The organism is Arthrobacter sp. AOP36-F1-5 (assembly GCF_058137995.1).
This window is the reverse complement of the sequence record NZ_CM176892.1, coordinates 1,520,200-1,533,501: the sequence shown is the minus strand read 5'-3', so window position 1 is coordinate 1,533,501 and position 13,302 is coordinate 1,520,200. Positions and strand designations below refer to the sequence as shown.

Sequence of the window (13,302 nt, the reverse complement as noted above, 5' to 3'; positions counted from 1 at the left end):
TCCGTGTACCGATTCCTGGCCAGCACCCGCTGGCTTGGCTGGCTGCTGCTGGTCTGCGTCTTTGCGGCGGCCTGCGTGGGGCTGGGCAAATGGCAGATGAACCGGCTCGATGAAGCCCGGGCCGCCAACGACCTGGTCAAGGCCAATTACGACGCCGCTCCCCTGGATTTCCGGCAGGCGCTCCCCTACTTCGACACGCTTCCGGCGGACCGGGCCTGGACCCCGGTCACGATGAAGGGCAGCTACCTCCCCGGGGATACGCGCATCGTGCGCAACCGCACCACCAACGGACAACCCGGCTATGAGGTCCTGGTTCCCTTCGAAACCGATGAAGGAACCCGGGTCGTCATCGATCGCGGCTGGCTGCCCATCGGGGACGACTCCGCCGGCAGGCCCGACAGCGTCCCTGCCCCGCCGGAGGGCCAGGTTCAGATCACGGCCCGCATGAAGGTCGGTGAGCCGGCGGTCCGCCGCTCGGCCCCCGAAGGGCAGGTGGCCTCGGTCGAGCTTCCCGCCCTGGAAGAGGATCTGGGCTATCCCATCGCGACGGGCGCCTACGGGGTGATCGCCCGGGAGCAACCGGCCCCGGCGACGACCCCCACCGCCTTGGAACGGCCCTCGATCGATGAGGGCAACCACCTGTCCTATTCGCTGCAGTGGTTCGCCTTCGGGGTCCTGTCCTTCATCGGCTTGGGATACGCGGCCCGGCAGCAGGCCCGGCTCAATCGCGAGGATGCACAGGAGGCGGCAGAGGCCGCCGCGGCGGGCACCGAAGTCATCCATTCCGCCTACCGCGCACCCCGTCAACGCCCCACCCGCAGGAAGGGCAACGTGCCCACCGACGAAGAGCTCGAGGACGCCTACCTCGACCGCTTCGAGGACCAGGCCCGACGCTAGTGAGCCGGGCGCGCCGGTCTTAAAAGGAAGCAGCCCCGCCGGATTCACCGGCGGGGCTTGCAGGCCTTGAGGCCAAGGTGACTCAGGCCAGGGTGACCAGGTCCAGATAGCCTTCGTTCCACAGGTCCTCGTCGCCATCGGGCAAGAGGACCACCCGTTCCGGGTTCAGGGCGGCCACGGCACCCTCATCGTGGCTGACCATGACGACGGCGCCGCTGTAGTTGCTCAACGCATTGAGGATCTCGGCGCGGCTGGCCGGGTCCAGGTTGTTGGTCGGTTCGTCGAGGAGCAGCACGTTGGCGCTGGAAGCAACGATCGTGGCCAGTGCCAGACGCGTCTTCTCGCCGCCGGAGAGGACCCCTGCCGGCTTGTTGACGTCGTCTCCGCTGAACATGAAGGAGCCGAGGATACCGCGTACTTCAGCGTCGCCGAGCTTATCCGGCGCGGAGGAGCGCATGTTTTCCAGCACCGTGCGTTCCACGTCGAGGGTGTCGTGCTCCTGGGCGTAGTACCCCACCTTGAGTCCGTGGCCGGGAATGACTTCGCCGGTATCGGGCTCGGCAACCCCGGCCAGCATGCGCAGCAGGGTCGTCTTGCCGGCACCGTTCAAGCCCAGGATGACCACCTTGGAGCCGCGGTCGATGGCAAGATCCACGTCCATGAAGATCTCCAGGGAGCCGTAGGACTTGCTCAGGTTCTTGGCCATCATGGGGGTCTTGCCGCAGGGATCCGGTTCCGGGAACCGCAACGCGGCCACCTTTTCCTGGGCCCGGGCTTCCTCCAGGCCGCCCATGAGGCGATCCACGCGCTTGAGCATGCTTTGCGCCGCGGAGGCGCCGGAGGCCCTGGCCTTCATCTTATTGGCCTGGGCCAGCAGGGCGCCGGCCTTCTTCTCGGTGCTGGCACGCTCGCGCTTGCGGGAACGCTCATCCGTTTCCCGCTGCTCGAGGTACCGCTTCCACCCGAGGTTGTAGAGGTCCATCGTCGCGCGGTTGGCATCGAGATGGATGACCTTGTTGACGGTCGATTCAAGCAGGTCGGTGTCGTGGGAGATGACCATCAGCCCGCCCTGGTGGTTGCGCAGGAACTCGCGCAGCCAGGCCACCGAGTCGGCGTCAAGGTGGTTGGTGGGTTCGTCGAGCAGGAGCGTCTGGGCGTCGGCGTAGAGGATCCGTGCCAGTTCGACGCGTCGGCGCTGACCGCCGGAGAGCGTGTCCAGCGTCTGGTCGAGGAGCCGTTCGGGCAAGGCGAGGTTGTTGCAGATCGCCGAGGCTTCCGCTTCGGCGGCGTAGCCACCGCGCGAAATGAACTCTGCGTCCAACCGGTCGTACCGGTTCATCGCCTTGGTGCGGATGGATTCGTCCTCGCTGCCCATCTCGTCCGTGCACTTGCGCAGCTTGGTCACGATCTCATCCATGCCGCGGGCCGAAAGGATCCGGTCGCGGGCCAGTTGTCCCATGTTCGGCGTCCGGGGATCCTGCGGAAGGTATCCGATGGATCCGTTCCGCGTCACCGTTCCTCCGGTGGGCTCCGCTTCGCCCGCCAGGACGCGGGTCATCGTCGTCTTGCCGGCGCCGTTGCGTCCGACCAAGCCGATCTTGTCTCCCTGATCGATGCGGAAGTTGACACCCTCCATCAGGAGTCGAGCGCCGGCACGGAGCTCAAGGTCGGCAACGGAAATCAATGGGAACCTCTCAAATGGAATGTGATGCGCTGTCACGCAACCTTTCCAGTGTACGCGTGCGAGCGATGACCGCCTAAGGCCGATCCACCCCACGAGTGCCATCTCACCCCAAAATACCGGCTTGAACAGTGATCAAGTATTATGTGCAGCATGACGAATTCGTATCTCGACGCCCCTCGGCTGTCCGCCCGCCGCAGCAGATGGGGCGCCCGTGACCTGGGTTTGATCTCGGTCTTCGCCGCCTTGATGGCCGCCCTGACCCTCGTCCCGGCCATCCCGGTCGGCCCCTTGGGCGTTCCGATCACCTTGCAGACCCTGGCGGTGTCGCTGGTGGCCCTCTGCCTCGGCGGCCTCCGCGGTTCGGTCAGTGTCCTGCTTTATGTGGTGGTCGGCCTGGCCGGTGTTCCCGTATTCGCGAAATTCACCGGCGGACTCGGCGTCCTGGCCGGCCCGACGGCCGGCTACCTGCTTGCCTTCCCCCTGGCGGCGCTGGTGGCCGGCTCCCTGGCCACGTTCATCCTGCGCCGCAAGCGGACGGCCGGCATGCCCTGGCTCTTCGCCGCCGCGATGGCGGGGTCCATCCTGATGACCCACCCGTTGGGCATCCTCGGAATGAGCATCAACGGGCAGATCCCCTGGGCGCAGGCAGTCGTCGTCGACCTGGCGTACTGGCCGGGAGACATCATCAAGAACATCATCGCGGCCCTGGTGGCCGTCATGGTCTTCAAGGCGTTCCCCCGCATGGCCCGGCGCGAATTCGATGCCTAGGCTATTGAAGTGATCAGTTTCCACGCCGCAGGCCTCAGCGTCCCGAACCCCGATGGCAGCGATGACGACACCGTCATCCTCGCCCCGGTGAGCTTGGACCTACGCGAGTCCCGAGTGGCGGTGATCGGCGCCAACGGATCCGGCAAATCGACTCTCCTCCGGCTCATCAACGGGCTGGCCCGCCCGTCGACGGGCCGTGTCGTGGTCGACGGGAAGGATGTGGCCCGGGACGTCGCGGCGGTGCGCCGACGCGTTGCCTTCCTGTTCAGCGACCCGCTCTCCCAGCTGGTCATGCCGCTGGTTCGCGAGGACGTGGAACTGTCCCTGAAGCCCACCCTCAAGAACAAGGTACGACGTCGTCAGGTCGCCATGGATCATCTGGATTCCATGGACCTGGCCCACCTGGCCGACCGTAGCGTCCATGACCTCTCGGGCGGCGAACGCCAGCTCGTCGCCTTGACCAGCGTGCTGGCTGCGGGACAGGACATCCTGGTCGCCGACGAGCCGACGACCCTGCTGGATCTACGCAACAACATCCTGCTGCAGGACACCCTGTTCGCCCTCGATCAGCAGATCATCTACGCCACCCATGACCTGGACTTCGCCGCCCGTGCCGATCGGGTCCTGGTCGTCGAGGGCGGCCACATCGTGCACGATGGAACACCCTGCGAGGCCATCGAGCACTACCGACAGCTGGCGCTTTCCGCGTCGAGGGAAGGTTCCTGATGCGCGGCCAGGCCCTCTTGCTGGGCCTGCGAATCCCCGGAACCTCGATGGTCCACCGGGCCCCGCTGTGGTTGAAGTACCTGGTGCTGGTCGCGGCAGGAACCGCCGTCGTCTTCCTCCGCTCCCCCACCACGGCGGCCGCCCTGCTGGTGGTGGGCCTGCTGCTGTATGCGGTCGCCGGAGCACGGGTCCTCGCCGCCTGGGCGTCCCCACTGCGGCTGCTGTGGTGGATCTTCGCCCTGCTCGCGGCCTACCAATGGTGGATGAACGGCCCGTGGACCGCGTTCATGGTCGTCGGAGGCATGTTCGCGGCGCTGCAACTGGCTCGCCTCCTGTTGCTGACCACCGACCAATCCGATCTGATCGATGGTATGGCCTGGGCGTGTTCCCCGCTGCGCAAGGTGGGGGTCAACCCGGAGCTGGTGGCCCTGGCGGTAGGCCTCATGCTGCGCAGCATCCCCGCCGTACTGGGGTGCATCGCCGATGTGTCCGACGCGGCGCGAGCCCGGGGCCTGGGCCGGAATCCTATTGCGCTGGCGGGCCCGGTCGTGGTTTCGGCCGTCGCCTTCGCCCATCAGACCGGGGACGCACTGGCTGCCCGCGGGATCCTTGAACAAGGCCTCCGCGACGAAGCTGCCGACGTGACCCCCACAAAAGGCGTCCACCACCGCTTGTAGCTCCCTTTCGGACCAGGGCGCGAAAAAAGAAGGTGCTGACTATGTCCTCCCAGCACTAAATGTACGTACTTTTATGTGTATCTTGGGAACCACAGCTACGCCGATATCCACGAACCAGCGAGGGACCCAGATGAATCACGCGGACTACTTCGATGGTCTGACGGAGACCAAACTACGAGGCGCTGGAAGCAGGAAGTGGACTACGTACCCGGACGCGATCGGCGCCTTCATCGCAGAGATGGATTTCGGTACGGCCCCGGAGGTCCAGGCAGCGCTTCAGGAGCCGGTGGGATCCGCCGCCCTCGGATACGCCCCGGTGACCGCCGTGGACGACATGACACGTGCCTGCTCGGCCTGGCTCGAGAGCGTCTACGGCTGGACTGTTCCCGCCACTGATATTCGTCCCATCCCGGATGTGCTGGCCGGCATCGTCCTCGCCATCACCCACTACTCGGCACCCGGGTCGGCGATTGTCCTTCCGACTCCGGCCCACATGCCGTTCCTGAAGATCCCAGCGAGCCTGAATCGCCGCATCATCCAGGTCCCCATGACTTTCGGTGCCGACGAGTGGAAGCTCGACTTGGAGGGAATCGATGCCGCGTTCGCCGCGGGCGGGGGCCTCCTGATCTTCTGCAACCCCCACAACCCGATCGGGAAGGTCTACTCACGGGCCGAGATGCTCGAGTTATCCGAGATCGTGGAAAAACACGGTGCACGAGTCTGTTCCGATGAAATCCATGCACCGCTGGTCTTCTCGAGTAGCCGCCACGTCCCCTACGCCTCGGTCTCACCAGCAGCCGCCAAACACACGGTGACAGTGGCTTCCGCCACCAAAGCCTGGAACATGTCGGGTCTCAAATGCGCACAGATCATCTTCAGCAACAGTACTGATCAGCACACCTGGTCATCGGCGAGCTTCATGGCCGAACACGGCGTCGGATATCTGGGTGTCCTGGCGACGACTGCCGCCTACAGCGAGGGTAAACCCTGGCTGGACGAGGTGATCACTTATCTGGATCACAACCGACAACAGTTGGCTGTCCTGCTTGCCGAGCACCTTCCCGAGGTCCGGTATCACGCCCCTGAAGGTACCTACCTCGCGTGGCTCGACTGTCGGAGTCTCGACCTCGGCAACCACCCGGCTGAGTTCTTTCTCGAAAATGCTGAAGTCGCTTGTTCAGACGGTGCCGGGTTCGGGGACAACGGTGCGGGTTATCTTCGCTTCAACCTGGCCATGCCGACGCCCATCCTCAAACGCGCCGTACGACAAATGGGCGAGGCATTCCGCAAAAACACCGCCGCAAAGTAAAGAGGATCGCGGTGCCCACCGAGCGGCATCGACACCTTGGCCGAGTCACTAGGTGAGTACACCGTTCGGCTCTTTGTCCGGCTCTCTTTCCCCTCACCGGCCCGCTTCCGGGTCGTGTTCTGCACACCCCGGTGGCTGCCGTCCAACCTGTCGGTGGCAACTGGCACAGTGGGGTCATGGACGCGATCAACGAAGCAGTGTCGGTCAACGGGTGGCAACTCACCCGTCAGAGCGCCACGGCCGTTGACGGGTCCACCCGGTTCAAGGCCGCGGAAGCATTGGCCCGTTTCGCTGAAGCCGAGAAGTTCCGTGCCGCGGCCATGCTCCACGACGAGGCCCAAGAAGCGATAGATCCCCGTCTGGAAGCACTACAAAACCGGCCCGGGATGCGGATCTCGCTCCGGACCGGACGCATCGTGTCTTCCGCGGCCACCGATAGTGCCGCGATGGAAATCGCCCTGATCGCCGGGTTGTCCCCGGGCCAGGGACATCGGGTGTTGGATCAGGCCGAGACCCTGGTGATGGATACCCCCGAAGTCCTGGAGTCGTTGGCGTTGGGGCGTATCGGGGCCAGCCATGTCCAACGGATCCTGGAACATACCCACCACATCACCGCCGAACCACCGGCCTTGCCGGCCCGGGATGCGGACGAGGCCCGCAAGGAGGAGTTCGAACGCGACGTCGCCGCCGCAGCGGCCCGGGCCCGGGCCGATCGGCGGGACTTCGGGGCCGATATGTTGGCCATCGCTGCGGGGAAGTCGCCTACGCAATTGCGGGCCCGGGGCCGGCAGGTCCTGGAGAAGTATTACGGGTTTTCCTTCACCAAACGCTCCCGGACCGAGTTGCGGGACCGCCGGATCGAGCTGGAACAGGCCCGTGACGGGATGACGTGGTTCTCGGGGTATCTACCCACGGCTAGTTGCCAGGCGATCTTCGCGAAGGTCGATGCCATGGCCCGGCTGCTGAAGACCGACCCCGAAACGGCGGCCGCGGTCAGCCAGGCAGCAGCCCACGCCGCCGGGAACACCGGCCCCGGTCATGACATTGAGGAAGTGGCCCCGGGCCGTGTTGGGGAGCTACTTGGCCAGGGTGCTGCTGATCCGGCGCCGGGGGCCGGGGCCGGTGATGATGCCGGACAGTTTCGTACCTTGGATCAGTTGCGGGCCGATGTCTTCACCGACATGATGCTCAACGGTCCCCGGGGCCAGGGGTTGGAGACGGTGGACGCGCAGGTCTTCGTGACGATTCCGGCGACCATGCTTCCCGGAACCGAGGGCGGGCCCACCGGGATCGATCAGACCCCGATGAACGGAACCACCCCGAACCCCGACACAAAGCCCACCCCCAGCGCGGGTCCTGGCCCGGGTGGATCGGAAGGCTCGGCTGTGGTGGATGGGCCGGCTGGGGTGGATGCCCCGGGTGCCCTGGCGGTGGCCGAGCTCAAGCCCGGGGCCCCGGTGCCCACGATGCTTGGTGGGGGCCCGATAGATCAGTACTCAGCGGCCCGGTTGATGGTCGCGGCGAAGACCTGGTGGCGGGTGATCACCGATCCCTTGACCGGGGCGGTGGTGAAGTTCGGCCAGAACAGGTATCGGCCTACCGCGGCCCAGCGGGCGATCCTGCAATTCAGGGACGGGTCCTGCACCACCCCGGGATGCACCGGGCCCGGTAGGACCTGCGAGATCGACCACACGAGGGAGTGGCAACACGGTGGAGGGACGGATATCGCGAACCTGCGCTTGGGGTGCAAGCGGTGTCACCGGTTGAAGTCGCTGGGGTTGCTCGAGGTCGAACAACGCGCCGGGGGCACGATCCTGGTCACGAGTCTGTTCGGAACCAGGCGGGTTGGCTACCCGGCAGCTCCCTGGGCCTTGGCGGATCCCTGGCAGAGCTCCCGAACCACCGGTGGGGTCGTCGCGCCGCCTGCGGATCCTGAAGCGGTGATTCCCACGGTCTCACCGCCAGCGGTCATCGCGCCGAAGGCCTTCACGATCGAGTCGAGCAAGATCGAGTACGAGTACGAGAAGTATCAGGACCTGCAGATCTGTTTATGGGGTCGGGTCCAAGACGTGCCGGATCCTTCCTCCCCGTGTCCCGAACGGGGCCGTTACGCGATGACCACCCACGCCCACGCGGCCAGGAAGCGGCGTTTGAAGCGTAATGCCGGTGCTTACGGGCCACCGGCGATCCATCGGCCCGATGACCGGGACAACCCGCTACGCCCCAAACCCCAAACACCAAAAAAGCCCCCGGAAGAACCACCCTTCTGAGTCGAGCGTTGGAAGCACGGCTGCCTGCCAGGGAGTCAGCGAATATATCCCTTTAAACAATGAGGCTCCCACCGCTAAAAGCGGTGGGAGCCTCATCGTGGTGTTCTGTTGAAGGCTTCCTGGGAAGCCATCAACAGGATCCGGTGCTCTAACTAGATGTTGAAGCCGAGCGCACGCATCTGGTCGCGTCCATCGTCGGTGATCTTCTCAGGTCCCCACGGTGGCATCCAGACCCATGTCAGTCGGTGCTCGTCAACGACACTGCTCATCGCCTGGCCAACCTGCTCCTCGATGATGTCGGTGAGCGGGCAGGCCGCCGAAGTCAGCGTCATGTCAATGAGCAGCGCACCGTCATCGGCATACTGCAGGCCGTAGAGCAAGCCCAAGTCAACGATATTCACCCCGAGTTCAGGGTCGATAACGTCCTTCAATGCTTCCTCGACGTCCTCCAGCGGAGTGTGGGTCGAGCCACTTGCTTCGTCGGTGGTGCTCATGACTACGCCCCGACGGGGAGGAAGCGGTCGTAGCCCTCTTCCTCGAGACGGTCGGCAAGGTCCGGACCGCCCTGTTCGGCGATACGGCCATCAACGAACACGTGGACGAAGTCCGGCTTGATGTAGCGCAGGATCCGCGTGTAGTGGGTGATGAGCATGGTGCCCATCTCGCTGCCCTCCGCGGCGCGGTTCACGCCATCGGCAACGACCTTCAGCGCATCGACGTCGAGGCCGGAGTCGGTCTCGTCGAGGACGGCGAACTTGGGCTTGAAGAGCTCGAGCTGCAGGATCTCGACTCGCTTCTTCTCACCACCGGAGAAGCCTTCGTTGACGTTACGGCTGGCGAACTCCGGATCGATCTTCAAGTTGGCCATGGCCGCCTTGACGTCCTTGGTCCAGTGACGCAGGCTCGGGGCTTCGCCCTCGATGGCGGTCTTGGCCGTCCGGAGGAAGTTCGTCATGCTCACGCCGGGTACCTCGACCGGGTACTGCATGGCCAGGAAGAGGCCGGCGCGAGCACGCTTGTCGACGCTCATGGCCAACACGTCGTCGCCGTCGAGCGTGATGGTGCCCGAGGTGACGTTGTAGCGCGGGTGGCCCGCGATCGTGGAGGCCAGGGTTGACTTGCCCGAACCGTTCGGGCCCATAATGGCGTGCGTTTCACCGGTCTTGATGGTGAGGCTCACGCCCTTGAGGATTTCCTTGCTGCCCTGCTCCGTATCGATCGATACGTGCAGGTCCTTGATTTCCAGGGTAGACATTGGTGTCCGTTCTCTGACATGCCGGACTGGCCGGCGAGGTTCACTGGGGGGGGGAAAAAGGCCAAAGGCCTAGTTATCGGTCGCGGCGAGTTCCGCCTCAACCGTTTCGTTCAAGCGTTCCTGCAACTCCTCGACGCCGATCTGCTGAATGACCTCGTTGAGGAAGCCGCGCACGACGAGACGGCGAGCCGTCTTTTCGTCGATTCCGCGGGACTGGAGGTAGAACAGGTGCTCGTCGTCGAAACGACCGGTGGTGCTGGCGTGTCCGGCACCGGCGATGTTGCCGGTCTCGATCTCCAGGTTCGGGACCGAATCAGCCCGGGAACCATCGGTGAGGACCAGGTTGCGGTTGGCCTCATAGGAGTCCGTGCCTTCTGCCGCCGCGCGGATGAGCACGTCGCCCACCCACACAGTGTGTGCGTCCTTGCCCTGCAGCGCCCCCTTGTAGAGGACGTTGGAAGTGCAGTGGGGCGTGGAGTGATCGACGAACAAACGGTGTTCCAGATGCTGGCCCGGATCGGCGAAGTACAGTCCAAACATCTCCACCTTGGCACCGGTGCCAGCGAATCGCGCCGACGGCGTCAGGCGCACAAGATCACCGCCGAAGGTGACAACGATGTGCTTGATCTTCGCATTCTCGCCCACCTTGGCCTGCTGCGAACCTGCGTGGATGGCATCGTCTTCCCAAGCCTGCACGCTGACAACGGTCAACTCTGCGCCTTCTTGGACATCGAACTCGATGTTCTCAATCAGGACGGCGCTGCCTACGTGGTCGATGACGACGAGACCGCGGGAGTTTGGCTCCGCGACGACGACCAGGTGCTGGGCCGACGCTTCCATACCCGCACCGGTATAGGTGAGGGTGGCTTTCACGTCCTCGGCGTTGGCGCCGATGGTCAGCACGGAGGCCTCTGCGGCTGCGTTCCACCCGTTGGCGGAGACGCGGTCCTCGGGAATGCCGGCGGAACCGACGCGAGCGTCGTCCATGCCCACGGTTTCCAAGGTCGCGCCATCGCTGAGCTCGGTGGCCAGCGTCGGAGCGGCACCGGTGGGAGCCTTCTTATGGAGTCCACCCAGGCGCTTGAGCGGTGTGAAGCGCCAGTCTTCCTCGCGACCCGTCAGCGCCTTGAAGTCCTCCAGCTTGTAGCTGGTTAGACGGCCGGCTCGGGAAGAGTCGGGCACTCCCGCTCCACCGCCGTGGCTGTGCGCCTTGCTGGCATCACCGCCCAGCGGCGAGCTGTCCTCATTCAGTGGGGAGAGATTCTCGCCCTCTTCGGTGAATCCAGCGATGGCGGGCACGCCGTAGCGTGATTCCTTGCCAGTGGTTTCTGTTGCGGTATCAGTCATGATTAACCGACGCCTCCTTCCATCTGCAGTTCAATGAGGCGGTTCAGTTCGAGCGCGTATTCCATTGGAAGCTCCCGGGAGATCGGCTCGACGAAACCGCGTACGATCATCGCCATTGCCTCATCCTCGGCCATGCCGCGGGACATGAGGTAGAACAGCTGCTCCTCGGAAACACGCGAGACGGTTGCCTCGTGGCCCATGGTGACGTCGTCTTCGCGGACGTCAATGTACGGGTACGTGTCCGAACGGGAGATCTGGTCGACCAACAGCGCGTCGCACTCCACCGAGTTACGCGATCCCTTGGCGCCTTCGCGCACCTGGACCAACCCTCGGTAGGCCGAACGGCCGCCGTTGCGCGCCACCGACTTCGCCACGATCGTCGAGGACGTGTTCGGTGCGATGTGCACCATCTTCGAACCAGTGTCCTGGTGCTGTCCTTCGCCGGCGAAGGCGATGGAAAGGGTCTCGCCCTTGGCATGCTCGCCGACCAGGTAGACGGCCGGGTACTTCATGGTGACCTTGGAGCCGATGTTGCCATCGATCCACTCCATGGTGGCGCCCTCTTCGCAGATCGCGCGCTTGGTGACCAGGTTGTACACGTTGTTCGACCAGTTCTGGATCGTCGTGTAACGGACGCGGGCGCCCTTCTTCACGATGATCTCCACGACCGCCGAGTGCAGCGAATCCGAATCGTAGATCGGTGCCGTGCAGCCTTCGATGTAGTGGACGTAGGAATCCTCGTCCGCAATGATCAGCGTGCGTTCGAACTGACCCATGTTTTCCGTGTTGATGCGGAAGTAGGCCTGCAGCGGGATATCAACGTGTACACCCTTGGGCACGTACACGAAGGAACCGCCCGACCAGACCGCGGTGTTCAGCGAACCGAACTTGTTGTCGCCCACGGGGATGACTGAGCCGAAGTGCTCCTTGAAGACATCCTCGTGTTCCTTCAGCGCCGTATCGGTGTCCAGGAAGATGACACCCTGCTTTTCCAGATCCTCACGGAGCTGGTGGTAGACGACCTCGGACTCGTACTGTGCGGCGACACCCGAGACGAGGCGGTTCTTCTCCGCTTCCGGGATGCCGAGCTTGTCGTACGTGTTGCGGATGTCTTCCGGGAGGTCCTCCCAGCTCGTGGCCTGCTTCTCGGTGGAGCGCACGAAGTACTTGATGTTATCGAAGTCGATGCCCGAGAGGTCTGCACCCCAGGTAGGCATCGGCTTGCGACCGAAGTACTTCAAGCCCTTCAGACGCATGTTCAGCATCCATTCGGGCTCGCTCTTCTTTTGCGAGATGTCGCGAACGACTTCCTCGTTCAGGCCACGGCGCGCGTTTGCGCCGGCGTCGTTCTTATCCGACCAGCCATACTCGTAGCTCCCGATCCCCTCGAGCTCCGGATTCTTTTCCAGAATCTCGGAGAGCACACCGGGGTCGGCGGTCTCCTGTGCCATCTGATCCGTCATCTCGGCCTTTCCTGCTTTGTCAGTTTGACTCGTGTTCTCTTCTCAGCTTGCTGAGGAGTCTGGTTGCGACCCAGCGGAATGTGGGTCGTACAAACGTGTCCACCCGAGGCTAACGTCGACAGTCGGCGGACGTCGACACCCAAAAGGCGGGCAAAAACTTTGGTTTCTTCATCACAGAACACCGGGAACTCCCGGGCCAGATCCTGAATGGGGCAATGTCCCTGGCACAGCTGGATGCTCTGCAGCATCGCCGCCGGTTGGTTGAATCCCACGGCGCGCGTCGACGCAACGAACCCGTCGCCGCTGAGTGCCCCGGAAAGCGCTTCGGCCCGGTCCTCCAGGGAGTCGCCGGCCGCTTCGACGATGGGACGGTATCGCCGCTCCATTTCCGCGAAGCGGCGTTGCGCGAAGGCGGTGACCGCTTCCTCGCCGGCCACGTCGGCCAGATCGGTCAAGGCCGAGGTCGCGATGTCGAGGTAGTCGTTGCCACGCGTCGACTGGCCATGGCGGCTGAGCACATAACGTCGGGCGGGACGCCCTGCCCCGGCCGGCTGGTTGGCGACGAGTTTGACCTCGACCAAGCCATCACGACTCAAGGCATCCAAGTGGCGGCGGACCGCAGCCGGGGTGAAGCCGAGGCTTTCCCCGAGTTCCGCAGCGCTGACCGGCCCCTGGTGCAGGACGGCCTGCAACACGCGGTCGCGAGTCCGTTCCTCGGGTTCGGGCGCCACCGGGTTAGCGGCCGACGTAGCGGTCGCTTCCTGAGAGGGCAGCTGAGATGAATACACAACACAATCATGACCTAATGCGGTCGAGTGCGCCAGTAAGGTGTGACTTAGTTCCCGCAGAGCGCAAATACCGGCGCTCCGGACCCTCTGCCCGCGCCCTTCTCTACGTAACGTAGAA

At 64.3% G+C, this 13,302-nt stretch carries 12 protein-coding genes; 6 read left to right on the top strand and 6 right to left on the bottom strand.

Annotation, left to right across the window (positions count from 1 at the left end):
• Positions 1–3: 3 nt before the first annotated feature.
• Positions 4–897 carry an SURF1 family cytochrome oxidase biogenesis protein gene (locus tag AC3ZI9_RS07065; protein WP_444561442.1) on the top strand — a complete coding sequence of 298 codons (894 nt, stop codon included), beginning with the start codon at positions 4–6 and terminating at the stop codon, positions 895–897.
• 82 nt (positions 898–979) lie between these two features.
• Here AC3ZI9_RS07065 and AC3ZI9_RS07060 read toward each other — a convergent pair whose 3' ends face one another.
• Positions 980–2,581, bottom strand: coding sequence for an ABC-F family ATP-binding cassette domain-containing protein (locus AC3ZI9_RS07060; protein ID WP_444554701.1), 1,602 nt, complete (start codon positions 2,579–2,581; stop codon positions 980–982).
• 150 nt (positions 2,582–2,731) lie between these two features.
• On the opposite strand from AC3ZI9_RS07060, the gene AC3ZI9_RS07055 reads away from it, so the two are divergent.
• From AC3ZI9_RS07055 to AC3ZI9_RS07035, 5 genes are all read left to right on the top strand, one after another.
• The gene (locus AC3ZI9_RS07055) at positions 2,732–3,349 is read left to right on the top strand and encodes a biotin transporter BioY (RefSeq protein WP_444561443.1); all 618 of its coding nucleotides are present in this window, start codon (positions 2,732–2,734) and stop codon (positions 3,347–3,349) included.
• Between the two features lie 3 nt (positions 3,350–3,352).
• Positions 3,353–4,075, top strand: a complete 723-nt coding sequence (locus tag AC3ZI9_RS07050) for an energy-coupling factor ABC transporter ATP-binding protein (protein ID WP_444561447.1) — start codon at positions 3,353–3,355, stop codon at positions 4,073–4,075.
• Positions 4,075–4,752: a CbiQ family ECF transporter T component gene (locus AC3ZI9_RS07045; RefSeq protein ID WP_444561444.1), complete on the top strand. Its 678-nt coding sequence runs from the start codon at positions 4,075–4,077 to the stop codon at positions 4,750–4,752. Before AC3ZI9_RS07050 ends, AC3ZI9_RS07045 begins: the two co-directional genes overlap by 1 nt.
• Before the next feature lie 130 nt (positions 4,753–4,882).
• Entirely contained in the window at positions 4,883–6,061 is a 1,179-nt protein-coding gene (locus tag AC3ZI9_RS07040) for a MalY/PatB family protein (protein WP_444561445.1), read from the top strand.
• A 176-nt stretch (positions 6,062–6,237) separates the two neighbouring features.
• Positions 6,238–8,331 (top strand): HNH endonuclease signature motif containing protein, encoded by a 2,094-nt coding sequence (locus tag AC3ZI9_RS07035; protein WP_489923974.1) that lies wholly within the window; start codon positions 6,238–6,240, stop codon positions 8,329–8,331.
• A 152-nt stretch (positions 8,332–8,483) separates the two neighbouring features.
• Here AC3ZI9_RS07035 and AC3ZI9_RS07030 read toward each other — a convergent pair whose 3' ends face one another.
• The 5 genes from AC3ZI9_RS07030 to AC3ZI9_RS07010 all read right to left on the bottom strand — a co-directional run bounded on the left by AC3ZI9_RS07030 (position 8,484) and on the right by AC3ZI9_RS07010 (position 13,127).
• Entirely contained in the window at positions 8,484–8,825 is a 342-nt protein-coding gene (locus AC3ZI9_RS07030) for a metal-sulfur cluster assembly factor (RefSeq protein ID WP_444555625.1), read from the bottom strand.
• A 2-nt stretch (positions 8,826–8,827) separates the two neighbouring features.
• On the bottom strand, positions 8,828–9,586 hold the full coding sequence (sufC, locus tag AC3ZI9_RS07025; protein ID WP_444555624.1) for a Fe-S cluster assembly ATPase SufC: 759 nt from the start codon (positions 9,584–9,586) through the stop codon (positions 8,828–8,830).
• A 69-nt stretch (positions 9,587–9,655) separates the two neighbouring features.
• Entirely contained in the window at positions 9,656–10,933 is a 1,278-nt protein-coding gene (gene sufD, locus AC3ZI9_RS07020; protein ID WP_444555623.1) for a Fe-S cluster assembly protein SufD, read from the bottom strand.
• A gap of 2 nt (positions 10,934–10,935) precedes the next feature.
• The gene (sufB, locus tag AC3ZI9_RS07015) at positions 10,936–12,396 is read right to left on the bottom strand and encodes a Fe-S cluster assembly protein SufB (RefSeq protein WP_489923973.1); all 1,461 of its coding nucleotides are present in this window, start codon (positions 12,394–12,396) and stop codon (positions 10,936–10,938) included.
• Positions 12,393–13,127, bottom strand: coding sequence for a helix-turn-helix transcriptional regulator (locus tag AC3ZI9_RS07010; RefSeq protein ID WP_444555621.1), 735 nt, complete (start codon positions 13,125–13,127; stop codon positions 12,393–12,395). Before AC3ZI9_RS07010 ends, sufB begins: the two co-directional genes overlap by 4 nt.
• Positions 13,128–13,302: the final 175 nt, after the last annotated feature.